Origin of the sequence: Rhodococcus sp. IEGM 27, from assembly GCF_033142305.1 — a bacterium.
Lineage (GTDB): Bacteria > Actinomycetota > Actinomycetes > Mycobacteriales > Mycobacteriaceae > Rhodococcus_F > Rhodococcus_F oxybenzonivorans.
Map to the genome: position 1 here is coordinate 485,231 of NZ_JAWLSG010000003.1, position 25,869 is coordinate 511,099.

20 protein-coding genes are annotated in these 25,869 nt (G+C 62.1%); 8 read left to right on the forward strand and 12 right to left on the reverse strand.

Going from position 1 to position 25,869, the window contains the following annotated elements:
• Positions 1-108: 108 nt before the first annotated feature.
• The 3 genes from R4P95_RS13175 to R4P95_RS13185 all read right to left on the reverse strand — a co-directional run bounded on the left by R4P95_RS13175 (position 109) and on the right by R4P95_RS13185 (position 3,752).
• Positions 109-960, reverse strand: a complete 852-nt coding sequence (locus R4P95_RS13175; RefSeq protein WP_317744614.1) for a PaaX family transcriptional regulator C-terminal domain-containing protein — start codon at positions 958-960, stop codon at positions 109-111.
• Between the two features lie 41 nt (positions 961-1,001).
• A complete protein-coding gene (locus R4P95_RS13180) occupies positions 1,002-2,054 on the reverse strand; it encodes a nitronate monooxygenase (protein WP_317744251.1) in 1,053 nt (350 codons plus the stop codon).
• Positions 2,055-2,123: 69 nt separating this feature from the next.
• Complete coding sequence (locus R4P95_RS13185) at positions 2,124-3,752, reverse strand: AMP-binding protein (RefSeq protein WP_317744249.1); 1,629 nt, start codon at positions 3,750-3,752, stop codon at positions 2,124-2,126.
• Positions 3,753-4,106: 354 nt separating this feature from the next.
• On the opposite strand from R4P95_RS13185, the gene R4P95_RS13190 reads away from it, so the two are divergent.
• On the forward strand, positions 4,107-4,898 hold the full coding sequence (locus R4P95_RS13190) for an SDR family NAD(P)-dependent oxidoreductase (RefSeq protein ID WP_213575924.1): 792 nt from the start codon (positions 4,107-4,109) through the stop codon (positions 4,896-4,898).
• A gap of 80 nt (positions 4,899-4,978) precedes the next feature.
• Here the strand turns inward: R4P95_RS13190 and R4P95_RS13195 are convergent, their stop codons facing one another.
• The 5 genes from R4P95_RS13195 to R4P95_RS13215 form a co-directional block, all read right to left on the reverse strand.
• Positions 4,979-6,676 (reverse strand): FAD-dependent oxidoreductase, encoded by a 1,698-nt coding sequence (locus R4P95_RS13195; RefSeq protein ID WP_317744248.1) that lies wholly within the window; start codon positions 6,674-6,676, stop codon positions 4,979-4,981.
• Positions 6,664-8,829 (reverse strand): molybdopterin-dependent oxidoreductase, encoded by a 2,166-nt coding sequence (locus R4P95_RS13200; RefSeq protein WP_317744247.1) that lies wholly within the window; start codon positions 8,827-8,829, stop codon positions 6,664-6,666. Before R4P95_RS13200 ends, R4P95_RS13195 begins: the two co-directional genes overlap by 13 nt.
• An 83-nt stretch (positions 8,830-8,912) precedes the next feature.
• A complete protein-coding gene (locus R4P95_RS13205) occupies positions 8,913-9,791 on the reverse strand; it encodes an acyl-CoA dehydratase activase (RefSeq protein ID WP_317744246.1) in 879 nt (292 codons plus the stop codon).
• A gap of 20 nt (positions 9,792-9,811) precedes the next feature.
• Positions 9,812-11,137, reverse strand: a complete 1,326-nt coding sequence (locus R4P95_RS13210) for a 2-hydroxyacyl-CoA dehydratase subunit D (protein WP_213575928.1) — start codon at positions 11,135-11,137, stop codon at positions 9,812-9,814.
• A 31-nt stretch (positions 11,138-11,168) separates the two neighbouring features.
• Positions 11,169-12,332, reverse strand: coding sequence for a 2-hydroxyacyl-CoA dehydratase subunit D (locus tag R4P95_RS13215; RefSeq protein ID WP_397517680.1), 1,164 nt, complete (start codon positions 12,330-12,332; stop codon positions 11,169-11,171).
• A 413-nt stretch (positions 12,333-12,745) separates the two neighbouring features.
• On the opposite strand from R4P95_RS13215, the gene R4P95_RS13220 reads away from it, so the two are divergent.
• From R4P95_RS13220 to R4P95_RS13235, 4 genes are all read left to right on the forward strand, one after another.
• Positions 12,746-14,128, forward strand: a complete 1,383-nt coding sequence (locus R4P95_RS13220) for an MFS transporter (RefSeq protein WP_317744245.1) — start codon at positions 12,746-12,748, stop codon at positions 14,126-14,128.
• Positions 14,125-14,937, forward strand: a complete 813-nt coding sequence (locus tag R4P95_RS13225; protein ID WP_213575931.1) for an SDR family NAD(P)-dependent oxidoreductase — start codon at positions 14,125-14,127, stop codon at positions 14,935-14,937. The genes R4P95_RS13220 and R4P95_RS13225 overlap by 4 nt, the downstream gene beginning before the upstream one ends.
• Before the next feature lie 76 nt (positions 14,938-15,013).
• Positions 15,014-16,840, forward strand: a complete 1,827-nt coding sequence (locus R4P95_RS13230; protein ID WP_317744244.1) for an AMP-binding protein — start codon at positions 15,014-15,016, stop codon at positions 16,838-16,840.
• Between the two features lie 12 nt (positions 16,841-16,852).
• Complete coding sequence (locus tag R4P95_RS13235; RefSeq protein ID WP_317744243.1) at positions 16,853-17,698, forward strand: PaaX family transcriptional regulator C-terminal domain-containing protein; 846 nt, start codon at positions 16,853-16,855, stop codon at positions 17,696-17,698.
• A 380-nt stretch (positions 17,699-18,078) separates the two neighbouring features.
• On the opposite strand, the gene R4P95_RS13240 is transcribed toward R4P95_RS13235, so the two are convergent.
• Together R4P95_RS13240 and R4P95_RS13245 are read right to left on the reverse strand one after the other, a co-directional pair.
• Positions 18,079-18,531 carry an AMP-binding enzyme gene (locus tag R4P95_RS13240; RefSeq protein ID WP_317744242.1) on the reverse strand — a complete coding sequence of 151 codons (453 nt, stop codon included), beginning with the start codon at positions 18,529-18,531 and terminating at the stop codon, positions 18,079-18,081.
• 640 nt (positions 18,532-19,171) lie between these two features.
• Positions 19,172-19,414: a DUF3263 domain-containing protein gene (locus R4P95_RS13245; protein ID WP_317744241.1), complete on the reverse strand. Its 243-nt coding sequence runs from the start codon at positions 19,412-19,414 to the stop codon at positions 19,172-19,174.
• 343 nt (positions 19,415-19,757) lie between these two features.
• On the opposite strand from R4P95_RS13245, the gene R4P95_RS13250 reads away from it, so the two are divergent.
• From R4P95_RS13250 to R4P95_RS13260, 3 genes are all read left to right on the forward strand, one after another.
• On the forward strand, positions 19,758-20,849 hold the full coding sequence (locus R4P95_RS13250) for an alpha/beta hydrolase (RefSeq protein WP_317744612.1): 1,092 nt from the start codon (positions 19,758-19,760) through the stop codon (positions 20,847-20,849).
• A 163-nt stretch (positions 20,850-21,012) separates the two neighbouring features.
• Positions 21,013-21,327 (forward strand): DMT family transporter, encoded by a 315-nt coding sequence (locus tag R4P95_RS13255; RefSeq protein ID WP_317744240.1) that lies wholly within the window; start codon positions 21,013-21,015, stop codon positions 21,325-21,327.
• 5 nt (positions 21,328-21,332) lie between these two features.
• On the forward strand, positions 21,333-21,704 hold the full coding sequence (locus R4P95_RS13260) for a multidrug efflux SMR transporter (RefSeq protein WP_317744239.1): 372 nt from the start codon (positions 21,333-21,335) through the stop codon (positions 21,702-21,704).
• A 116-nt stretch (positions 21,705-21,820) separates the two neighbouring features.
• Here the strand turns inward: R4P95_RS13260 and R4P95_RS13265 are convergent, their stop codons facing one another.
• Both R4P95_RS13265 and R4P95_RS33575 read right to left on the reverse strand, forming a co-directional pair.
• Entirely contained in the window at positions 21,821-25,195 is a 3,375-nt protein-coding gene (locus R4P95_RS13265) for a protein kinase domain-containing protein (protein ID WP_317744238.1), read from the reverse strand.
• 403 nt (positions 25,196-25,598) lie between these two features.
• Positions 25,599-25,820, reverse strand: coding sequence for a hypothetical protein (locus tag R4P95_RS33575; RefSeq protein WP_397517679.1), 222 nt, complete (start codon positions 25,818-25,820; stop codon positions 25,599-25,601).
• Positions 25,821-25,869 lie beyond the last annotated feature (49 nt).

Genomic DNA, 25,869 nt, shown 5'->3' on the forward strand with positions numbered 1-25,869 from the left:
ACGCACCGCAACGGCGCTGCCTAGAACTATACATTTTGGGATATGTGCTGTCTAGAAATGTAAAACTATATTTGGACAGACGTATGCCCGAACGTGTTGAGACGGTGTTCAGTCGAGGCGCGCTATCGACAGCCAGTGCGCGTGCGCTGCAGGTGCCCACTCGGTGCGGAAATCCTGGAGTCGTTTCACGACCCCGAGACCGGGCCAGTCGGGCAGGAGGACGTCCGGCAGGTGCGGATCCATGTAGGGCGTCTGCCGGAGTGCGTCCACCAACTCCAGGTGGGCGAACAGTGCAGCCTCGCCCGACAGACCTTTCTTGTCTGCGAACCTGGTCAGGAGGTCGTCGTAATCCTGGGCGATCTTCTCGAGATCCCACGAACGCTGCACCAACTCGTCCTCCGAGATGCCGGCGGCCGCGGGCGACCCGATGAAGGAGACGGTGTTCGGCGACAATCCGAGGGAATCGATCACCCTCGTGGCTTCGGCCAGTCGATCCACGTGTGGAGTGACCCACACACCGGGACTGGGATTGCCGAAACCTGCCCACCGGAACGCGGCATACAGCTTCTTCCGTACCGCGCGGTGCGACTCGGGAACAGGAGCGATGACGACGAGCCACCGGCCATCCCATCGCCCGGCTTGGGACGCGTCCGGGAACACACGCCTCACACCTTCGATGAACAGCTGATGGCCCCGCTCGGTGAGACTCCACTTCGTTTCGCGACCGTCTCGTTTGGCGGTGATCAGACCGGATGCACCTGCGCGAGCGATTGCCTGCCTGCTGGCCGACTCCCCGAAGCCCAGGCCGGTGAGGGCATAGAGCAGCGCCGCCGTCCGCACCGGTCGACGGTACGGAGCGACGAACTCGCCGAGAATCGAGATGAGTGCGGAACGCGCGCTGCCAACCGAGGTCGACTCCCCCGCCGCCGGCTTCGACATTGATTCGGTCACGGACGACATGCTATCTGCGACCACTCGAACCACCGCTCCCCGGAATCTGCTCAGACCGGCGCCGGCATCGGTGTCGGCAACGCAGATGCGAGTCGGCGAAGGATATCGGCAGCCTCGGACGCCATGCGAGGGACGAACTCGGCGATATCGATGATGTCGTTGATCGCGGACGCCACCTGGCCGGTCAGGACCAGGCCGTCTGTGACGTCCCCGTCTGTCTGAGCGCGCTGCATCGATTCGATCTTCCACCGTGTGAGCTCGACGGTGTCGAGGATCTCACCCTCCGACTCCTGGTGTTCCGTGAGCTTCTTCGATGCAGCATTGCGCAGACCTCGACACGGTCCGTAGACACCGTCGAAGGCGACGTCATCACCCTCTCCGGCGCCGAGGATCGCCTGGATATACGCCGGATGCCAGTCGGAGTTCGCGGTGCTGGCGATGAACCGGGTTCCCATCGCCACACCGTCCGCACCCATCGCCAGCGCGGATGCAAGGCCCCGGGCATCGCGAGCACCGCCGGTGAGCAGAACCGGAACGTCGACCACTTCGGTGACGCTGGGAATCAATACGTACGAGTGAACGGCCTTGCTCGGTGCGTGCCCGCCCATCTCGAATCCCGCAGCAATGACGACGTCGACGCCGGCCTCTGCGGCCTTGACCGCCTGCCTCGTGGATCCCACCTTGTGCTGGTGGATCATCCCGGCGTCTTTGATCAGCCCGATGTAGTCGCCGGGGAATCCCGCCGAGGTGGTGAGGACGGTCAACTGGTCGGCCAGTGCCGAATCTGACCGCCGAGCCTCGAGTACCGTGCGGATATAGACGTCGGTGAACGGCAGTACGACGCCGTTGCCGTCGACACCGACCGGAATGTTAACTGCGAACGGATTGCTGGTCAGGGACGCGCACTCCTCGATATGATCGCGGAACGTGCGTGCGCCCGCCTCGAGGTCGGTAGGCATGCCGGGCATCGAGACCGTCCCCAACCCGCCTGCGTTGGAGACAGCGGCCGCGAGCTTGGGAGTCCGGAACGGGCCGAGTCCTTCCTGGACGATCGGGTGGTCGATTCCGATCAGGCGCGTATACCGGTTGGTGATGGGATGCATATAGGGCTCCTGCCTGGGAAATGGGGTGCTCGTAGTTCTACAAAGAAGGTGCGTCAGCGCCTTGCTGAGTCAACTCACGTCCGCGCGTTCAGGTGCCGACGCCAAGTCGCCGGCGATGATTCGGTCGCGCAGGCGGAACTTCTGAATCTTGCCGCTCGGCGTCATCGGGAACTGATCGGTGAAATACCAGAGCGAAGGCGCCTTGTGGGCCGAAATACGTTCGCGACACCAAGCTTTGAGCGCTGAGGGATCGGGGCGATCGTGGCCGTCGTGGAGTCGGATGACCGCCCCCACCTGCTCACCCCACCGCTCGTCCGGCACGCCCACGACGATGACGTCGGCGATCGACGGATGCTGGAACAGTAGCTCCTCGATCTCGCGTGGATACAGGTTCACGCCGCCGCGGATTATCACCTCGGTGAGGCGTCCGGTGACCTTGATGAAGCCACGGGCATCCATGGTGCCGAGATCTCCCATGTGCAGCCATCCCTCGGCGTCGATGGTTGCGGCAGTGGCATCGGGCATCTCGTAGTAACCGAGCATGTTCTGGTAACCGCGGCAACAGATTTCACCCTGCTCACCGATTGGCAGTGCTTCACCCGTCAGCGGATCCGCGATCTTCACCTCGAGTTCGGGTAACGGCTGACCAACGGTGGTTGCTTGATCGACCGGATCGTCCGTGACACGAGTCTGGCTGATCACACCGTGCATCTCGGTCTGTCCGAACAGGATCGTGAACCGGCAGTTCAGGCGGTCGATGACTCGGTGAATCAGGCTCTCGGGCACGGTTGCGGCTCCGGACAGTACCGTGCGCAAGCTGGAGATGTCCCTCGTCTCCAGATCTGGGTGTTCGAGCAGTGCTATGAGCATCGTGGGAACCATCAGCGAGTGCGTGCCGTTGTAGGTTTCGACCATTTCCAGAGTCTGCGCGGCATCGAATGCAGGGAGTACGACGTAGGTGCCTCGCTTTGAGAAAGTCCCCAACTCGGTGACTGCGCCGCCGCCGATGTGGTACATCGGCATCGCATTGATGCACACGCCGCCCTCGTCCATGTCGGCGCGGTCGAACACGAAGTTGGCCTCGTTGATGATGCCCTTGTGGTGCAGTAGAGCCCCCTTCGGGAAGCCCGTTGTTCCCGACGTGTACTGGATCTGCACGGGATCCATGGGGTCTACGTCGGGCAATTCCTTCGTGCTGTCGGCGGCGTCGACGAACGACCGCCACGTGCTGGTGCTGACGATCGTATGCAGCTCGGGAAGATTGGGCTGAATCTCGTCGATGATCGATCGCAGGTCGACTCCTCTGTAGGAGTCGCGATAGAACAGCGCAACGGCACCGGCCTGCTCGAGCACGTACTCGAGTTCGTGGGCGCGGTAAGCGGGATTCGCTGCGACGACGACCATCCCCGCCATCGCGACGGCCTGCTGCAGGATGACCCAATCGGCACTGTTCGGCGCCCAGATACCGATCCGATCTCCTGGCTCGCACTTGGTCAGCAGTGCCTTGGCAACCGACTCGACCTCGGCCAGCAGTTCGCTGTAGGTCCACGAGGTCCGCTCGCTGGGGTCCGGAACGGCATCGACGAGGGCGATGCGGTCGGGAACTGTGCTTGCAGCCTCGCGAAGCAACCCGCCGAGGGTAATGTCGCGAACTCCGGTGCTGGGAGTCGACGGCCACAGTGATAATTCTGGGTGCATGGTGCGTAGTCCTGTCTTCAGCGTTTGAGAGTTGAAGTGTCGTTTCGATACGCGGTACACGAGGCATCTCGAAACCTTGTTGCCTCTATCACACGCTGAAGTAATACATCGAAAATCTGAATTCGTCCAGTAGTGTCAAACGACTAGAGCGGCGAACCGGGCAGCCCGTGGATGCCTGCGATGCCGGCCAGAGTGGAACGTTTACCTCATCATCTGTCAAAAACAACCAAGCCTCCGAACTCCTGAAGCCCTTCCGGAGATGTGTTGCGCTGTGTCTATACTCTACATAAATGTCCATGTCACATCAATATCTGTCAACTAATGTGCGGTAGCGCCATCTCTGGAGGTAAGTGCATGTCCTCATCCACGCTGGTCCGACACTACGAAGACTCGGGAGTACTGATCGCCGGTGGCACGTCGGGTGTCGGCCTCGCGACGGCTCTCGGCTTTGCCGCCGCAGGCGTACGCCGAATCGTGTTGCTCGGTCGGAACGAAGAGCGAGGGAAGGCCGCAGAGCGAACGGTCCGAGACCGGTGTTCGGATGTCGACGTAACCTTCATCGCGACCGATGCATCCGACATCGGCCAAGTGGAATCTTCCGTCGCCGCGGCTCACCGCGCGTTGGGATCGGTCGACGTTCTTGTCAACTCCACAACCACGTCCTACCGGCCGGAGCTGCTGCACCGTACTCCAGTCGCCGACATCGCGGGCATCCTGATGGGGCAGGCCCTACCCCCGATGCTGGTGACCCGGACAGTGTTGCCGCTGATGCAGCAACAAGGAGGGGGAAGCATTGTCAACATCGCGTCAGATGCGGCCAAGGTGCCGACGCCAGGCGAGAGTGCCCTCGGGGCCGCGATGGCCGCGATCGTAATGTTTACGCGGGTTACCGCGATCGAAGCCAAGCGCAATGGTGTGCGAGTGAACGCGGTGACTCCCTCATTGATCGATGGCACGCCAACAGCGGCCAACGTGCTCAGCGATGGCTTCAGCAAGTCGCTTTTCGAGAAGGCGTCAGCTCAAGCTCATCTTGGGGTGGCTGTGCCCGAGGATCTCGCATCCCTCATCGTGTTTCTCGGCGGCCCCGATGCAGCTCGCCTGACCGGTCAGACGATCAGTGTCAACGGCGGCATCTCCGCGTTCTGACACACCATGAACCCCACCCTCGCCCACCTGCCGCGGGGCGCGATCGCAGCCAGGGGCGGTGGGGCGGTGAGGGCGTAGTGTCAGGAAAATTGGGCCCGAACAAGCATGCCATCGGTATCGACGATCTTGACCCGTGGGCGTCCCTCACGCTGTCCTACGGTCTGTTCGAACTTGTCGATTCGCTGCCAGCCTTCGTAGTCGACCGTGTTCGGCCTTCGGTCTCGCACGAGCTCGAACAGCGAGCGACGTCCGCCCGCTGGAGCTGTGAGTCGCCCGTTCGCGTGGTCGTCGAGAAGACTCGTGACCGTTTCGATCGAGCAGTGCTTGTTCGTGCCGATGACGCCGGAAGGACCACGTTTGATCCACCCCGTCACGTACACACCCGTCCGAGTTTCTCCTGTACCCGGATCCACAACCTTCCCGTTGTGGTTCGGAATGATTCCGCGATCGATGTCGAAGGGAAGGCCGGGCATCGGGCGGCCTCGGTAGCCGACCGACCGTACGACGAGTCCGCATTCGAGCACATCAGTTGTCTTCGTGGGCCGGATGCCGGAACGGCCGTCTTCTTCAGCGATCATCTCATTGCGCCGCAACCGTATTCCTCGAACGCGATCGCCGCCGACGATCTCCACTGGGGACGCCAGATAGCGCAGCACTATCCTGCGTGGAGCACCGCCGACGCGTCGTAGCGCGAGTTCTTCCGCAACCAGTGCCTTCAAGGTCGTCGGTGAACAGGCCGTCTGATCGGTGTCATCCTCGGTGTGGTCGACTTCCGTCGCGGGACAGTCGAGGGTCAGCTCGACCTCGGTCGTCAACCCGGCGAGCCCCAGCAACTCGGGTGTCGTGTACGCGGCGTGTGCCGGGTCGCGACGACCTACTACGACAACCTCTCGGATGCCGCTGTCGGCCAGCGCCGACAGGGCGTGTCCGGCGATATCCGTGCGTGCCAATTCCGCGACGTCGCGTGTGAGGATGCGTGCGATATCCAGCGCCACATTCCCGTTGCCCAGTATCACCGCCCGCTCGGTGGACAGGTCGAAGGCGTGGTCTGTGTGATCTGGATGGCCGTTGTACCACCCGACCAGATCGGTTGCCGACACACTGCCCGGCAGGTCTTCTCCGGGAATGTCCAGTCGCTTGTCGGCGGGCGCACCTACCGCGTAGATCACCGCATGATGGTGGGCGAGGAGTTCGTCGTGGGTGAGGTGCGTGCCAATCTCTACCCCGAGGTGGAAGAACACCCCCGGCCGACGTGCCATGCGCTCGAATGTCCGTGTCGCGGACTTGGTGTGTTGATGGTCCGGTGCAACTCCGTAGCGAACCAGGCCCCACGGCGTGGGTAGACGGTCGAAGATGTGAACCTCGACGTCGAGACCTGGTGTGGTCGTCAACTCGTCCGCCGCGTAGCAGGCGCTCGGCCCGGACCCCACGATGGCCACGCGCAGCGGGCCTACTGATGACCGGTTGTGGTCGGATCGCTCGCGCGCGACTCTTTCGCGCTTGTATTGCGTGCGCGTCGATTCATTGAAGTAGCGCGCGTTGAGGTCCGCGTATCGGATGGTCTCGGGTGTGAGAGCCGAGTCCGGGACGATCGCGTCCACCGGGCAAACGTCGACATCCGTGCATGCACCGCAGTCGATGCAGGTCGCAGGGTCGATGTAGAGCATTTCCGCGCGTGCGTAGTCAGGCTCGTCAGGAGTCGGGTGGATGCAGTTGACGGGGCAGACGCTCACACAGCTCGCATCGTTGCAGCACTGTTGGGTGATCACGTGTGGCATGGAGGGTCGATTCTGTCGATCGAGACGGGAATGTTCGTCATTCGCGGCTGCCCGGTGTACCGGTCGAACTTCTCGGAGATGGACACGAGGCGGCTGGGGCTGCTGCCGGCTGCCCATACTCCCTCGGTGTCACCAGAGGGTCCGTAGCCGAACGCCATCGACACCATTCCGGTTCGTAGTGCAGGATCTTTCATTGCCACAGCGGTGATGGAGGACAGGTCCGAGCTGATACGAACGAGCGCGCCGTCGGACACACCGAGTTCGGTCATGTCGTCGGGGTGCAGGAACGCGGGGTTGTAGGGGACGCCGCGGTGGGTTCGATCGATGTTGCAGGAGGAGTTGTAGACGTGGAGGTGTCGTCGGCACAGGAGACGGTACGGCCGGTCCGACCGGGGTAGCTCGACAACGCCGGCATGTCCGGCCAACTGGGCGAGTATCAGGCCGTTGCCTATGTCGAGGCGATCGAGCACGTCTGGGTCACCTGGTTGCACCTGTAGGAGGCGGGTCGTCCTGGTCATTCCGTCGGGATGGGATTTGACCTCCGAGAGAGGAATCGCGGAACCCTCGGACAGGATGTCGATGAGTTCGTCGGTTGTCGAGACGCCGTCGATCGGCCGAGGGGGAGAAGACGGACATCCGAACGGTGATACCGCGACCGGATACCCGAGTCGTTTCATGAGCCCGTGAAAGAACCGCCACTCTTCGATGACATCGGACCCCTCGGGGCGCTCGACGACGGCAGGCGAATACTGTGCGTAGGCTTGTCCGATTCCATAGCCCGTTCCCCTCGCTGCGAGCGCATCGAGAAACACGGTCGTCGACGGCGCCTCCAACGGCATCGTCGGTGCGATCACGTAATCGGCCACACGGGCCGAGGCGGAATACCAGGGGTCGAGCTGGACGAACAATTCCAGGGACTCGAGCGCCTTGACAGTCCGCCGCTGGTCGGGGAACGCTACGGCCGGATTACCTCCCCAGCTGATCAGTGCACGCACCTGCCCCTCTCCCGGGGTGAGAATCTCCTCCGGCAGCGTTGCCGTCGGCATCCCCGCCCGAGTCTTACGCAATCCGCGGACCCGCACCGTGCCCGGCAACGCCCAATCGGCATCCGGCGATGTGGCCTGGGCGACAGGAACGTAGGACGGGAGCAACGTGGGTGAGGCTGACACGGTCTCGCCCGCGCGCAGCCAGCGTCCGCACAAGGTCTCGAGGGCGAGCACCAGGTACTCGACCAGCGTGCCTTCGCCCGCCATGTTCGGTCCGGTTCCCGCCATGGTGTAGCCGCGTTTCGCGGTGGCGTAGCAGCGGGCGGCGGCGACGAGGTCCGCACCGGATATCCCCGCCCGCCGCGCCACCTCGTAGGGATCGAACCGGTGCACCGCGGCGGTCAACTCCGGAAGGCCGCGCACGTGCCGGGCAACGAAGTCCCGGTCGAACAGGCCCTCGTCGATGACGATCCTGATCATGGCCGCGAGAAGTGGGATGTCGTGCCCGGGTGCCGCCTGCAGATACCAATCGGCGTGTTGTGCCACATCGGTCCGGCGCGGATCGACGACGATGAGCTTGCACCCCCGGGCAAGGGTGTCCAGGAGCCAACGTTTGGGCGAGCCCGCTGGAAAGCCCGTGCAGGTAACCATCGGGTTGATCCCGATCAACAGGATTGCCTCCGGTGCGTCGAATCCTTGGGACGGGGCGGACCAGTACCCGAGGAGGGACTGCGCGACCTGTTTCCCACCTTTGTCGATGGTGTTCGGATCGAACCTCATATCGGAGCCGAGGGCATCGAACAGGGCGTTGTGTACTGGTGCTGCAGTCGGCGCGGTGGTGATGTGCGCCATCGTCCCTGCATAGCTGGCGATCGCGCGAGGTCCGAACCGATCGCGTATCTCCGCAAGTTTGGCGGCGATCTCGTCCATAGCCTGCTCGACCGGGACACGCACATGGCCGTCAGGTGTTCGCACCAGCGAGTGCACGAGACGATCAGGATGCCGGAGGAATTCGTGCTGTGATCGTCCTTTGACACAGGTGTATCCGCCGTACACCTGATTGCGGCTGTTGCCGTGGACCGCGGTCGCGACTCCGTCGTCGACGTCCACACGTATCGAACAGTGATTGATGCAGATCCGGCAGAATGAATTACGCGTGTGCTTCATTGATCTCCGTACATTGTGGACAGAGCTCGATCGTTCAGGTTTTTGATGTAGCTACGGTCTATTCAGCAGGCTGGGCGGCCGCGTTATGACGCCGGTACGGTCGGCATGTGTAGCTCGATCGAGCCGGTGCAGTCTCCGCACGAGTGGGCCGACGGGCCGGTGGGCGAGAGCTCGACGTCCGGGGACGAAGCCACGGTGCCGCGCGTCTCGAGCGCGAGGAGAGCTGCACCATAGGCGCCGGTGATCTGCGGGTCCGGCGGGACATCCACGCGCACCCCCAGTGCCGAGCTCAAGAAATGGACGGCCGCGGCATTCTTCGCCACCCCACCGGTCATGACCACCGGCGTCTTCTTGCCCACCTGAGCAATCAGACCGAGCGTCCGAGCGGAAACCGCCCGGTGAACGGAGGCTGCTATGTCCGTCCGCTCGCACCCGCTTGCGAGAAGCGACACGATCTCGGTTTCGGCGAAAGTTGCGCACATGCTGCTGACCTCCAGGTTCTTGTCACCCGACATGGCGAGGTCGGCCAGCTCGTCGACCTCGCACTCGATGGCCCTCGCGAGTACCTCGAAGAATCGACCCGTGCCGCTGGCACATCGGTCGTTCATTGCGAAGTCCTCGACGAGTCCCTCTTCGTCCACAGCGATGACCTTGCTGTCCTGCCCACCGATGTCGACGATCAATCGGACGCCGGGGCACAGTGCTGCTACGCCGCGCGCATGACAGGTGATCTCGGTGAACGTCCGCCCGATGCCAGGGACAAGTCGGCGACCGTAGCCGGTGCTGATGGTGGCCGTGATCTGCGACGGCGCCACCGAGGCCCGGCCGAGGGCGTCGTCGATTGCCTGCCGCATTCCAGCTCGGCTCACGGCGCCCATTTGAATGGCACTCGCGCCTAGAAATGCTGCGGACCCGTCGAGGACGACGGCTTTGGCGGACGTCGATCCCAGGTCGACTCCCATGAAGAATTCCGTCACGTCGATCAGACCCGGCTTCGGCGAACGTCGATGCCCTCGAGCATCGCGGCCAGACGGCTTTCGAGGATCTCGTCCTTGTAGAAGGATGCGTCGGCGACGTCACCTTCGAAGAACATCGAAGGAATTCCGAGTTCTTTCTGCGCCGACTTCGCGAGCAGGTGCTGGGGGTTGGTGAATGCTCGGCAGGTACGCGAGGCGTGGAAGACGATTCCGTCGATTCCGTAGTCGACACAATCGCGGTTGGTGAGGTGCTTGAGCGTCTTGACGCCATGGTTCGTCGGGCACAGCAAATAGTGCTGCGCCATGCCGAGAATGGGATCGTCCGTGTCGATCAGGTGCGGTTCCTGCCAGAACGCATTGTGCGTGTACCTTCCGCAGACCACGGCGACGTCGGCGTCGGCGAATTTGCGCGATAGCCAGCCGAGCTTGTTCCAGTTCATGATGCCGTCGAAGTAGAGACGGTAGCGCTCGTTGCGGACGCCGGGGATGGCGTGGTCGAGACGGTACTGCACTTCGGTTTTGACGTCGGCGAAGTACTGGACCAGTTCCGGTCCGGCGGGCATGAAGTTGATGTGCGCGATGCTGGCGATCCAGTCCCAGTAGGTGGCCGGTGTCGGGGCGGCACGGCACAGCGCCATCGCCTCACGACGTAGTTCCGAGGCGCGTTTGATGTAGGACATGTTCTGCCGTAGCGCATCCCAGTCGAATGGCCGGCCTGTCATTTCCTCGAGAAAGGCGATCAGCTTGTGCAGTTGATCGGCCACAAATTGTGATGCCTGCTCCCACTCCTCACCGCGAAGGTAGCCTGCGTCGGGTTTGTTGCTGGGCAGGAAGGGGAGGGAGACGTTGAAGATCGGTACCTGTTTTCCGAAGACGCGGTACGAAATTTCGTCCCACTGCTGGCCGGTGCTGCAGCCGGCGTACGCGTTGACGAAGAAGTCCGGTGCAGGCAGGCGGGCGGCGAGTTGCTGTTGGTCGACGAGTCCGACGATGCCGTTCTCATCCTCGGACTTGGCCTGCTTTGTGAGTACGGCGCAACCGAGATGTGTTCTCGCGTAGGAACACAACTCGCCGATGTACCCGTATTCCTCGCCGGCGAGCTGAGCCGGCTTCTCGAGCTGTTGTGCGGCCAGGCGTGCCGAGAACGCTTCGCCGTGGCACCACTCGAGTCCGGCGGCCTGGAAGATGGGGTTCACGGCTGAACCGTTGTACCAGACCACCTGCTTGCCGCGTTCCTTCGCCGTGAACAGGTTCTCCCAGTAGTCGCCCACCATGTTGGTGGCGGTCGGGATGACGATCTTGTTGGAATTGCCGAGCGTGGGGGCTGACACAGTAAGTTCCTCCGAAGGGTAGGTGTGGGTGCTAAACGGTGGACAGTTGCTTGCGTCTGATTCGCTCCACCAGCGCTTCCACCCGGGTGCGGATGGATTCCATCGGTAGACCTTCGTGTTCGGTTTCGATGAGCAACAGCGGAATCGATCTAGCTTCCAGTGCTTTCCGCAGCTCCGGGTAGAAGAGCATGTGCGGTTCGCAAAACTTCGCCATCAGAACGATGACACCCTGCGCGCCGCTCGCGTCGACGGAATCGACAAGGAAACGATCCCAGTCGACTTCGTGCTGCACCCGTGTCGGGCAGGGTACAGCTGTGTTGCGCCGGAGGTACACCGATGCGAGGGCTTCGAGTGGGTTGCCTGTAGCTCCGACATCCGTTGATACGTACCGTGTTCCGTGGAAGAGGTCGTCATCGACAACGATGGCTCCGCAGTCCTCGATGAGATCCAGCAGTTCTGGTTTCGGGGCGTGGCAGAAGTGTCCGGACAGGTGAACGCGGATTCGATCGTTGCGGGGCACGAAGTTCAGGCTTGCTATTACCTGGCTCAGCAATTCCGAGTGCTCCTCCTTGTCCATGATCATGCTGGACTTGACGAGAACCTGCAGCTGGGCGGATGTCAGCGCTGCATCGCCGGAGCGTCTGTTCTCGAAGACTGTCCGCATCAAGCGACGATTGGTATCATAGATGTCGATGCTTCGCGCGAGATCCGCGTCAGAGATCGTACGATCGGCGAACTTCGCGAGCTCGCTGCGGAAGTCTTCCATCTTCCCCAGTACCTGCGGTAATGCCCAATCATCGCTCATTGAGGACATCAACTGTCCGAAGTAGACCGGCTTGTCCGACTCGTCCTCGCGCACCACATCGATTGCACCCAGCAACTGGATGCAGTGGTCCGCGTGGAAGAAGGCGTCGTAGACGTCGAGGCGGCCGAGTGCTGCTTGATCGGCGACGTTGCGAGTGTATCCACAATTGAACTCGCCCAACAGGTTTCGGCCGACGGTGATCGGCTCTCGATCTTCCTGGATGATCACAGGAAGAACACCTGCGGCGTGCGCGAGTTCGGAGGGGAAGTTCATCGGAAACACCCCGAGCGCTTTTCTCCCGGTCCGCCTTTTCCACTGTGCGACGTAGTCGGTCGGATTATCGGCCACGGCACTCATGATGAGCATTGCCTGTGTGAACGTCGACGGCATGTTTTCTCGCCCGTCCTTCTCTCGTGTAGCGCATGGCGCAAGATCCCGGGTACGTCTCTTCGGCTGTGACGTACCCGACAGAAGCGATCTTGCACCCAATTTGCACAAACTGCAACTAGATGTTCGGAAAAGTGTACAACGTCCCAGCTAGGGAGGTATTGTGGTCAGCGCGAGGTTGGTAAATCTTCAACTCAAGGCTCGAGGTCATGAGAGGTGCGTGAGATGTGTGATTGCCGAGTCATATTTGTGGAAGCCGGTGGCGCACAGTCAACTTCGCCTGCATCCGTTCGGGGAACCCTCTTGACGAGATCCAAATCACACTTTATGGTCGTACCATTCGCAGAACTGCATCGAGCGATGCCGCGGTCGATCCCGCCGCGACTCTTCCTCTTCCATGAGTTCCAGGAGAAGATATGTCTTCGTCCCCGCCTCTCGACAACGCCGCGCCACCAACGAAAACCACATCCCGCCGCGCTTCTTTCGCTGCCTTCACGGGATCGGCGATCGAGTACTACGACCTTGTCGCCTATGGAACCGCCGCAGCCCTCGTCTTCGGCGACCTCTTCTTCCGTGATGTCAGCACCCACGTGGCACTGCTGCTGTCCTTCGCCACCTTCGCCGCAGGATATGTGGCTCGCCCACTCGGCGGGTTGCTGTTCGGCTACGTCGGGGACAAGTATGGGCGCCGGACCGCAGTGCTACTCACGATCTCCGTGATGGGCGCCGCGACCGTGTGCATCGGTCTACTTCCGACATACGACTCAATCGGTTCGTTCGCCCCCGTCCTGCTGGTCGTCCTCCGGGTCCTGCAGGGGCTCGCGGTCGGCGGGGAGCTGGGCGGGGCGGTCTTGATCTCGGTCGAACACGCCCCGAAGAACAAGCGTGGCTTCTACGGCAGTTTTTCCACCGCCGGCGCTCAGGGCGGTACCCTCCTCGCGACGATCGTCTTCGCGTTCGTCACTCTGATGCCGGACGATCTGTTCAATTCGTGGGGCTGGCGGATTCCATTCCTACTCAGTGCGGTCATCGTTCTCGTCGGCATGCTGATTCGCCGCGGGCTGGACGAGACACCCGACTTCAAGCAGAGTCAGGCCGACCGTGCTGTCGCGTCCGCCAATGCGACCGCGGTCAAACACAACCCGATTCGTGACGCGCTGTCCAGGCACCCTATGACGATCCTCGGTATTACATTCATCATGGCCGGGATGATGTCCATCTGGTACGTCATCACTGTCTACAGCCTCAGCTACGCCGTCAACCAGTCGGGCATCCCGCGAACGAGCATGCTGTGGGTCGTCTCCGCGGCGACGCTGGTCGTCGTCCTCATGAACCCGGTGTGGGGTGCACTCTCCGATCGGGTCAGTAGAAGTCGCCTCATCGTCTTCGGCCTGCTCAGCGAGGCTGTACTCCTGTTCTTCTACTTCGCCATGCTCGGTGTCGGCAACCTCGCTCTGGTGTTCGTCTCGCTGATCCTCGTTGCCGGGTTGGGACACGCAGTGGTCAACGGAATCTTCCCGGCCTTCGTCGTCGAGAGTCTGCCCGCTGCGGTTCGCTATACGGCAGGCTCGTTCGGTATGCAGCTCGCAGCGCTGGTCGCCGGCTTCGCACCGCTGGTAGCGACGGCTCTCGAACCCACCACCGGTGGAGTCTGGACCATCAGCGCGGTGTGCCTCGCACTGTGCACGCTGGGCGCGTTCAGTGCCGCCTACATCGTCAAGATCCACGCTCCACAGCAAGGTCCGGTCACCACGCCGGTATTTCCATCATCGCCAAAGGAAACGAGTAACGTACAATGACCCACGCATCCGATATGCACCGCTCTGCGCAGGATGGATACGACTTCTCCGGCTCAGGGATCATCATTGCGGGTGGTACGTCCGGCGTAGGTCTCGCCACGGCGCGATACTTCGCCGACGCCGGAGCGAAGAAACAGGTAGTGGTCGGCCGCAACGAACTTCGTGGCAAGGACGCACTCGCTCGACTCGCAAAGACGAATCCCGAATGCGACGTGTTGTTCGTAGCCGCGGACCTCAACGAGGCCGGCGCAGCGGATGAAGTCGTCCGGCAGGCACAGGAGCATCTCGACGAAGTTGATATTCTCGTCAATTCTACTGTTGCGCAATATCAACCGACGTTGCTACACGACATCGAGCCCGAGAAGTTGATCGACATTCTGGTTCAGCAGGCGATCGGTCCAATCCTGATGAGCAGGGCCGCAGTGCCCGTGATGCGCGGGCTCGGACGCGGCTCCATCATCACGATCGCCTCGGATGCAGCGAAGGTCCCGACCCCGGGAGAGACAGGTATCGGCGCGGCGATGGCAGCGATTGTCACCTTTTCGCAGACGTTGGCGGTCGAAGCGAAGCGATACGGCGTCCGCGTCAATGTCCTGACTCCTTCGTTGATCGTGAACACCGGTTCGTACGATCGGGCCATGAATGCGGAGTTCAGCCAGAAGATCTTCAACAAGATCGTGTCACAGGCGCAGCTGGGTTTGACCGAGCCTGAGGATCTGGCCAACGCGATTCTCTTCCTCGCGTCGCCTCTCTCGCGCAGAATCACAGGACAGGTGATCAGTGTGAACGGTGGTATCTCCGTTGTGTGAGGTGGGGTTGTCCGAGGTGAGCGCGCGTAGGCAATTAGTGCGACGTCGGGTCCGGTCGCCGCGGGATATCCTCGAGGTGGAACAGCGGCGGCACGAGGACCTGCTCCCCGGCGCGACGATCCACGCGTGTATTGCAGAATCGGCTCGTCGGCACCCGCACAAGAGCGCGATCGTGCACCTCGAGGCCCCGGACTTCATGAGGCCCACCCGAGAAGTCACCTACCGCGAGCTACTCGCGGCGGTGGAAGCGTCGGCATCGGTGTTCCTCGAGCGTGCTGGGGGCGCGCCCAGTGTGGTCGCGGTGATGGTGCCGATGTTGCCCGAGGGACTGTTCGCCACCTGGGGCGCACAGCGGGTCGGCAGCGCTGTTCCGTTGAACCCCTTTCTGGAACTTGCTTCGCTGGTCAACATCCTGAATCGCACTGCCGCGACCGTTCTGGTCACGACCGGTGAAATCCTTCGGGAACGCGGCGTGGACACGGCCGCAGTAATGGCGAGTGCTCCGACGCTGAAAGATGTCCTACTCGTCGACGGTGACCACAGCACGTTCAATGCAGCGTTGACCGAACATTGCGGCCGCAACGTGGATGTCGAGGACGACCCCCGACGGGATGCAATGGTCATGCCTACCGGCGGAACGACGGGAGCGCCGAAGCTGGTGCGTATGACGCAACGCGGCCAACTCGTCATTGCGTGGAACGTCGGAGCACTGATGGGATCCGAGGAAGACACCGTAATAGGCCACGGAATGCCGAACTTTCACTGCGGCGGAAGTATCGCGCTCGCCCTGCGATCGGTCGTCTACGGACAGACCCTGCTGACATTGACATCCGGCGGCTTCCGGTCGCGGGACGTCGTCGAGAAGTTCTGGGCCATCGTCGAGCGTTACCGCATGACCTCCACGATGGCCACGCCGACGACGGCATTCGCAATATTGAACGCGACGACCTCACCGAAAGGCCCGACGACGTTGACCGACTTCCACGTCGGCGGCAGCACCGTTTCCACTGCCCTGATTCGGGCATTCCACGCTCGGTTCGGAATATGGTTGCGCGAATGTTGGGGAGGCACAGAGTTTCATGGCACCATCACCGGCCATCCGAACGACGGTGTCGAACCGCGCGTGGGTTCGGCCGGTCGGCCTTTGCCGCATTCCCGGGTGCGCGCTGTCGTCCTCGACACCGACGGCCGGTGGAGTCGCGACTGCGAACCGGGGGAGCACGGAGAGTTGCTGATCGGTGGACCGACTGTCAGTCGTGGATACCTCGATGCGCAGCTCGATGTCGGCTTCTTCGTGACCGGTGTGCCAGGCGGGGGCGTGTGGGGTCGGACGGGCGACCTCGGCACCGTGGACGGCGACGGATTCGTCTGGGTGTCCGGGCGCAGCAAAGATCTGATCATTCGTGGGGGTCACAACATCGATCCCCGCGATATCGAGGAGGCGCTGGGCTCACATTCCGCGGTCGAAGTAGTGGCTGCGGTGGGTCGGCCCGACCCAGCGAAGGGTGAAATGCCGGTTGCTTATGTTCAGCTCAAGGAAGGGTATGTCGCCGAATCCGCCGAGCTGTTGCAGTTCTGCCGGGATCATGTGCAAGAGAAAGCGGCTACTCCGGTTCACGTCACGGTGCTCGATCGGCTGCCGTTGACTCCGGTCGGTAAGATATCGAAGCCCGCGCTGCGGGCGCGTGCTCTGAAAGACGAGGTGCTTCAGGTGGTGTCGAGCGCCAGCCGCGCACCGGTGGCCTGTGATATCGCACTCGATGACACCGGTCTGCGCCGTGAAGTCACCGTGATACTGGCGCCCGAGTCGGCGTCGAGCGTCGACATCGAGTCGTTGGAGGACAAGTTGGGGGCCTACGAGTTCTTCTCGAGGGTCGAAGTAGGTACATTCGTTGCGACATAAAAGGAGGATTCGTTGATAGCGTCCAACCGACTCGCTCAGCAGCCACTGCCGCCGCCGAGTGCGAGATCGATGCTATTGACGGTCATCGGTGAGTTCCTCTACGACTCCGAGGAGGGCGCCTGGACCGCCGCGCTGATGAAGGTACTCGGCGGCATGGGAATCGAAGATCACGCTGCACGGCAATTACTCTCACGTGCCGCGTCAGCCAAGTGGATCGAACGTGAACGCGTCGGCCGCGGGGTGCGCTGGCATCTCGCCGACCACGGTCGCGCGCTGGCCGCCGATGGCATCAGACGCTCACATGCATTTCTGGACGGACCGGTTCCGTGGGACGGCGAATGGCTCATGCTGACGATCACGGTGTCGCAACGCAAGAGCTCAGTTCGCAACCGTCTCAACGGGGGGCTGACCTGGCTTGGAATGGGAAACCCCACCCAGGGAGTCTGGGTGACACCGCACGTCGACAGGGCGCGAGAACTGGGAGAATTGGTCTCGACGCTCGGTCTGTCCGAAAATGCACTCGTTGTCACCGGTAATCTCCGTCCCGGAGGGCTGGACAATCACGAGATCGTCGAGCGAGCCTGGGACCTGACCGACCTGGCCGGAAACTACCGAACACTGCTCACTCAGGACTGCGCATCCGAGCCGCGCGGCGATGATGAATTGCTACTTGCCTACATTGAGTTGGTAAGTCTGCAACAGAGGTTCATGCGGCTCGACCCACAATTGCCCAAGGAACTGCTGCCAGAATGGATCGGGCGTGACGGTGCTGTGCTGTTTCAGCGACGCCGCGAACAGTGGGCAGCGAAGGCCCATGAGCACTGGGCCAAAGTAGTGGAAGAATCGGCACCCCGCTGACGTCGAGTGGCGCGTATGAGTTCCTGAGGGCACTAGTTCGCACCACGAAGAGAAGTCATCACTTCAGCCGCAAACGTTGTAGGACTGCGGTTGCGACCACATCCGGTTGGGCATTGTCGGCAGCTACCGATGTGATACGGATGCCATCCGAGTAGTGCGGCGGTTCGGTGCGGGTGCCGACGTCGACGACCGTCCCCGAACCCTGCCCTCGCGTCGGCCGGCCTCGAGCTCGCTGACGTCCCAGTGACGTCATTCCCGAGTAGGACGCACGCCTGACACCACTGCACTGCTGAGGATGGTGGGGCCGGTGCGCCTCGTGTTATTCAGTCCTGATCAATCCGACGCCGGTGTTCAGCGGCTCCTACGCTGGAAGCGGACGTTCAACGTGACCGGGAGGGGGAAACTGCGGTTTCGACTGCCGACCTCAGCTCACCCGCGCTGATCTGTTCAGAGAGCTTGAACTTCTGGATCTTACCGGTCGGCGTCATCGGGAACTGGTCGGTGAAGAACCACAGGGATGGAGCCTTGTGAGCCGAGATACGCTCACGGCACCAACTTTTCATTACATCGGACGCCGGGCGCTCGCGACCTTCGTGGAGTCGGATGACGGCGCCGACCTGCTCGCCCCACTTCTCATCCGGGATGCCCACTACGATTACGTCGGCCACGTCCGGGTGCTGGAACAGTAATTCTTCGATTTCGCGTGGGTAGAGGTTCTCAATGGTTCGCTGACGATATACGCGGTAGAACCGACTTTGACTCCGGCGGTCACGCAGCCGTGGAAGCCGGTGGGAAGACGTCGAGAGCATCGTCAGGTCGAGGATCTTCCCCATCGGCTGGTCGCGGTCGGGGAATTTCAGCAGGTCCAGTCGGGGTACGGGACCATGACGTACGAGGACTGACCACAGACCCAGCCGCCCATGTCGACGCAACCGTAGGTGGCGCCCGGGCGGTCGGGGGTTGATGTTCAGGCAGAAGGTCTTTTAGTCCTTGCAGTTACGGCACGGTGTGTGAGCAGGTATGGAAAAAGGTGAGTCGCCCTCATTCTGCGCGGCTGGCTGACACCCCGCACACCGGCACTTCGGACCAATCACTTCCCGACGAAATGGTGACGCCGACATTCGGCCGAGACAGCACGTAGGCGTTACCGAGGACGCCCGCTTCCGGGACAGAGAAGACCAAGACGATGGTCTAACCCCAGGTATGAGCTGATGGCTCACATGGGTGATAGTCCACATCTGCAGCGGTGATCACAGAGGTTCCTCGGCTTATCGGCTCGGAATGACGTCCGGATGAACCGTAGGCAGCGCAGTGTGATCCACGCTACGGGATTCAGGTTGAAATACCCCAGATGGAACCACGATTTCTCCCTGCGGGTGAGTAGCACCGACTGTGACCACGCTCGCGCGAAGATAAGACAACGCCGCCCGAAGGTTCACGCCTCCAAGTATCCCGATGCTCGAGGTTCTGCATCTACGATGTCGGGCGAGCCGTGAGCGCGCGTAGAGATACGAAACGGCGGAGGTCCTCGCGGAAGTTGGGGTCGAGTTGGTTGTCCTTCGGTCGTGCGAGGATGCTGTCCAGTCTCGCGATGTAGCAGGCTGGAGTCATGCCGAACTCGACCAAGAGGTCTCCGGTTGTGCCACCACCGTAGGGAAGCCAGCGGCGTGCGAACTCAATAATTCGCACGTCTTCGATGACAGGGTCGTCGATCATGGTACTACCTCCAACCGTCATACCTGGACAAGCATGGAGCGATGTGTCTTCCCGGCCGAGTTGTTCCGGGACTGCCCGCACCGGTCAGGTTGCCGCCAGACTTGGATTGTTATCTGAAATTTCTGCCGCGTGCACAAGACCCTTCGATCTCGCTCCAGTGCATCAGCGCGCGGAGCGAACTGCAACTCCTTGGAGGAAGGATCCCCCGTTTGGGGGGTGTTTTTCCCCCTGTGGGGGAGTCCGGTCGGGTGATCTGAGCCATAAGTTGAGAGGACGTCTTCGTACGGCTTTGGGGCTATCGCCTTAGATCCCGGCCGTGTATCCCTGGAAGTTTGGAGTGCCGATGTCAGCCGTTAGCTCGGTGGAACAGCCCGGGGCCGCGGTTGGCGGTGTGGGAGGAAACCACACGCATTGTGTGGGCTCCGAATCGCATCTCGTGCCACGTTCGAGCTTCCTTCCTGGCAACAGCATTCAGTCAAAACTCCTGACACACGCGTTACGTGTGACGGTCAAACCTGTGCTCGGTGTGTGGGCGCGTATTCCGAGCGCACGTTGGGCCGCGCAGGTCGTTGACCAGGCCGCGCGCGTGTTACCCCCGCTCGATGGCGTCGGGCATCGTCGTGTGCGCTTGACAGATTGCGATGCGGATTGGATCCAGGCACACAACGCCGACCTGCACAGCGTGGTCCTCTACCTTCACGGCGGGGGGTTCCTGACCGGTGGCCTCAATACGCACCGGCGACTTGCCTCTCGGATTTCGCAGTCGGCGGAGGCAAGTGTGCTCAGTGTTAACTATCGACTTATGCCTGCACATACGATCGGGGACGCGGTCGCCGACGGGATCGCTGGCTATCGCTGGTTGCTTGCACGAGGGTTTGTCCCGGCGCAGATCGTCATTGCTGGTGATTCTGCTGGTGGTTATCTCGCGTTCATGGTGGCGCTCGCCCTTGCTGACCTCGATCTGCCGCGGCCGGCCGGCCTGGTCGCGTTGTCGCCGCTCACCGACCTGGACCCAACAGACAAGTTGCAGCACCCCGCGTCTGCGCGATGTCCGATCCTTCCCAGTTCGGCGTTGGTGGCGATGACCGCCCTGACCGCGCGGGTGGAACTCCGTGCTCGTGGCGTGTCGGAACTTCCTCCGTCTCCCGTCGATGCAGACCTACGCGGGCTACCGCCGGTACTACTTCAGGTTGGGTCCACAGACATGCTGTACCCGGATGCGTCGCTGATGTTCGACCGCCTCACCGACGCCGGGATCCCGGCCTCGCTCGAGATCTGGGATGGTCAGTTCCACGTCTTCCACGTGGCCGCAGATTTCCTGCCCGAGGCACGCAGGGCAATCGAGCATGTCGCGGAGTTCATTCGCGCGGTGACCACCGTTCGAAACGACGATTCGGCACCTGACCCCCTCGACTTTGTCCGCGAGATTGCCTAACGCATATCGCAAGCCGGCCGACCGAGCTGGTATGTACCTCCATGTCAAACTAAGAGGGGCCTGAGGAAAAAGCCTACGTGACCGGGTATTTCAGCAGGCGCCGCCACAGGAGCTACCAGTGCGGAGAACGGTCCGAATCTCACGACGGATTGGAATCGATTCCATGGCATGGTTGTTGCTTCTCGTAGCGATTGTTCTCGAAGTCGCGGCTACGAATATGCTTCCGCTCACTCGCGAGTTCACCCGGGCTCGAGTATCTGCTGCGGTGTTGGCGCTATATGGAGGCGCCTTCTTTCTATTGGCGAAGGCGGTCAGACACATTGACATCGGCGTGGTGTACGCGCTGTGGTCAGCGCTGGGGACGGCGGCGGTGGTCGCACTCGGTGCTCTCTTCCACGGGGATCGTATCTCGCGGGTCAAGATAGCCGGTCTGGCGCTGACCGTCATTGGTATCGCCGCGATGAACTTGGGAGGTTAGGCGCCATGGGCTGGTTTTACCTCATGGGTGCGGTTGTCGTGGAAATCTCTGCCACAACCGGTCTTCACTCGACTGAAGGGTTCACGCAGCTGCTTCCGACGGTCGGGGTCCTCGCCGGGTACCTCCTTTCGTTCTTCTTCTTGTCGAAGGCGCTCAGATCGCTCTCGCTTGGTGTCTCGTACGCGTTGTGGTCGGCAATTGGCACCGCCTCTGTTGCGGTGGTGGGAGTACTGCTGTTCGGCGATGCTGTGTCGGTCGCACGAGTGGCTGGATTGATATGCATCATGGCCGGTGTGGTCATTTTGAACATGGAGGCGGACCGTCATTCCAGGACTACCGTGTCCGTGGACGCCCCACAATCGGTGGAGTGCGACTGAATTCAATCTCGCAGGGCGTGGCCTTGTGTGGGCGCGAGCGTTCCCCGCGTGGAGGGATGCCGATCGTGGGCGGTTTTCTCGTCGATGGTTCCGGTTGGACTATTACGTGTGTGCTGTCAGGTCGAGGCCAGTAGGTTGGCGATGCGCGCGTCCTCGTCCAACAGTATCTGGGTTAGTCCGAGCTCCGTGCATTTCGCTGCGACCGGAGCCAGCACGGTGCGCGCTTCCACGAACCGCTCGGCGACGGACAAGCACATCGCCAACAGCAGTTCCGCGCGGATGAGCGCCCGGGGTCTGGCCTGTTTTTCGATGCTGAGTACGAGTTCCTTCGCCCGCGAACAGGCGTGCTCAACGGTGTCGGAGGAACCGTCGCGGAGCAGAAGTCTGATCGAAGAGTCTTCGTCGAGTTCGGATGTGATGGTGGCGATCCCGTCTGCTTGCGGACGGTACGCGTTCAAGCCGATCAGTCGGGTGCGGACCTCCTCGTCGACGGGTGCACCTGAGCGGATCCGTTCGTTGACCATCCGGGCGGCCAGACGTGGTAGCCGCAGCGATTCGGCAATCCTGGCGCCCTCCTCGAGTCGACGTTCGGCCTCCTCATGATGTCGGAGTGAGGCTTTGACCCGTGATCCGGTGCCGTAGGTGGCGAGCATGAATTCCACGAGGCCGCCTCCCTCGGAACCGAGTTTGTAGCTTTCGTCCAAGAGCCGTTCGGCTTCGGCAATCTGTCCCTTCTCGTAGAGAAGCGCTCCGAGCAGGGCTCCGGCGAGTCGTGCCGCATGGGCATGGACCCCAGATTTCCCGGTCATCGCCACTGCGGATCGGAAGTAGTTCTCGGCCGCGGGAATATCGAGTTGTTCGTATGCCGCTGCGCCAGCCAGACAGTATCCGTACATGACACTGAAGGGCCCGCTCGTTTGCGCGTGATACGCGGCTGCCCAGTCCTGCCAACGACGTGCTGCGTCGAAGTCGAATGTGTAGAGGGCGACGAAGGAAGCGATGCTGCCGGCGCCCGACGCGAGGAAGGGCCGCACCGCATCGGGGTGGTGCAAGCAATCGGCGATGAGTTCCTGTACCCCTGCGATCTCGTCGGCGAAGAGTTTTCCGGATGCTTGGACGACGGCGGCTTCGACGCGAAGGGCGTGAGCCGCAGCCTCGTCTGCCTCGGTCTTCGTGAGTGCGGCATCGAAGAGATCGAGTGCAGCTCTCATCTGTCGTGGACGCTGCATCAGTATGTTCGCCCACGCGATGTTCAATTGGAGTCGGGCACTTGTAACAGCAAGGTTCGGAGGAAGTTTCGCGACCAGGCCGAGGAGGGTTGTCATCCGCGAGTCCTCGATGAGTGTCATTCCGCCGTCTTCGACCAGTCGAAGGGCATGGTCGGTGTCGCCGGCGGCAAGAGCGTTGTCGACGGCCTCGCTGAGCATGTGGTGGTCGGCAAACCAATGGGCCGCGATCCGGTGGAGTTCTTCACGGCGGCCAGGATGGAGGCGTTCGAGGCGGCGATGGAGGAGATCGGCGAACAGGTGGTGGTAGCGGAACCAGTCCCTGTCGTCATCGACGCTTTGAAGAAACAGATCTCGCCGTTCGACTTCTTCGAGCATTTCTTGGCCGGATGGAACGTGTGTCAGCATGCCGGCGAGGTCACCGCAAGTCTTCTCCGTGATGGCTGTTGCGAGGAGGAACTCGAGGATCGGCGGCTCGAGTGTGCTCAGGACGTTCTCCACCAGGTATTCGTGGATGGCATGGTGGCCTCCGGAAAGATGCGCGATGAAGTCCAAGCTATCGCTGCGGCCGCGTAGCGACAGGGACGCCAGTTGCAGCGCCGCGACCCACCCGTCGGTCGATCTTCGAAGGCTGCTCACTTCTTCGTCGTCCAGTGCGAGTCCGTTGACGTCGACGAGGAATTCCCGGGATTCCGCGCCGTCGAAACGTATTGCCGTCGGCCCGATCTCGATGAGTTCGTCGCGTACCCGCATGAGGCTCAGCGGAAGACCTGTTTGGGATCTTGTGGCGACGATGACCTGGACGTGATGACATCCGTTCTCGAGTAGGAAGTTCATTGCCGCCACAGTGTCGGGTGAGGTAACCCGGTGCCAGTCGTCGATCACAATGGCGATCGCGCGGTCACTGTGGTGGATGTCGTTGATCAACGAGGGCAGCACGTATCGCGCGGCATCTTCGTAGTGGTCTTCGAGGATGCGCTCCAGTTCGGGCGCGATCGTGGGCAGCGCGGTGTGGATCGCCTGCACCAGGTGGGACAGAAACCAGGTGACGTTGTTGTCATCGCGGTCGATGGTGAGCCAGGCGACGGGCATTCCGTCGGCGACGAGAGCGTGGCGCCATTGGGAGGCCAGGGTGCTCTTACCGAAACCTGCGGGGGCGTGGATCACTGTCAAGCGTCGTCCAGCACCGGCGCGGAGGGTCTCGAGGAGTCGTCGGCGCTCGACCAGTGGCCGAGCCGAGGTGGGGGGACGGAACTTGGTGGCGGCGGTGGGCGGGGTGTTGGGCACTGCTGCCGACGTCTTCGACGCGGGAGCGCCGCCCGTTCCGGGCGGCGGCGATGTGGCCCGGAATGGATCGGCGGGCATGGCCATCGCATCCATTTGCAGCCCGTGCAGGAGTTGGACCGTTCGAAGCTCGTTTCCGAATGCGTCGGCCGAGGCTGGTCGATCGGCGGGATCGCCCGCCATGGCGTGTTCGATGGCGGTGCACACGTCGTCGGGAATACCGTCCTCACGCAGGTCCGGGATCGGTTGATTGGTGACCCGCACGAACTGTGCGACCACCCCTTCCTGGGTGCGGCGCTCGAAGGCGGCGTGGCCAGTCATCAGGCAGAACAGCGTCGCACCGAGACCGTATACATCGGACGCGGGACTAGGAGCTTGGCCCTTGAGCACCTCAGGGGCGGTGAAGGCGGGAGTGCCGACGATGCTGCCCGCGGATGTTTCGAAATCGCCACCGATCCGGGCGATGCCGAAGTCGGTCAGCTGCGGCTCGCCGTATCCCGTGATCAGGATGTTGGCGGGTTTGATGTCACGGTGGAGGATGCCCTCGCGGTGAGCGGCCGCCAGAGCCCCGGCCAGCTTCACGCCGATCCCGAGCACTGTGGGCAACGGGAAGGGGCCTTTTTGCCGAAGAAGGGTTTGGAGAGAACCGTGTTCGTGGTAGGGCATCACGAGAAAGAGGGAGCCGTTCGCGGTGACGCCGACGTGGAGAATTTGGACGATGTGAGGATGGCTGGAGAGTTTGCCCATGGCGCGTTGTTCTCGTACGAAGCGGGTGCGGTCGTCGGGTCCGACATCGGAGGTCAGCACTTTGACGGCGACAGTCCGACCGAGGGAACGCTCGATGCAGCGATAGACCACCCCGAATCCTCCGCGCCCGACCTCCTCCGCATTCTCGAGCCCGGCCGTGTCCAATTCTGTGGCGATATCGCGGCTCACATCGCGCTGAGTATTCGGCAGGTCGACTTCATCGAACTCGTCCATCGGTGGCTCAATCCTCTATGTACTTCTACCTTATTGCGGCAGGTCAGAGGATGTTCCACGACTGTGGCCTCGGCATTCGGGGCGAAGTCCGCCCGCGAGCGGTTCATGCGCACCTCCAACCAGTGTGATCCAACTCCCATTTTAATCCAGTGCGATTCGGTGCTGTTCCCAAATTCGAGTGGACAGCAGGGGTGGCGGCAGATCCCATCTGGTCAGCCCCTACCGACGCCGCATTCACTCGAAGGTCGGGCGTAGGACTGCCTCGGCGAGACGCTCGGCTGATCCTCCATCGCCGCCGGTGCCACTCGATGAGCGAGTTGATCATGCCGAACACAAGGCGGCCGGTGAGCGCGGGATCGATGCCTGGCCGGAGGTCTCCCTCCTCCGCGGTACGACGACGAGGTCACCCACGCACAAAGAGAACGAATTCCCGTCGACGGGCGATGGCACGGCGTTCCACGGGAGTGTTCCCACGAACGCGCAGCAGGAGGGTGACGTAGGGCAGTTCTGCGACCAGGATCTCGGCGGTGCGCCGGACGAGGTACTTGAGGCGGTTGATGTGGCGGCCGCTGCTGACCTGCCGTTCGGTGGGGAGGGCGAAGTGTGCGGGGAGTGCCCGCTCCAACGGTCGCTCTAGCAGTTCGGTCGTGCCTGAAACATGGTGGTAGATAGAC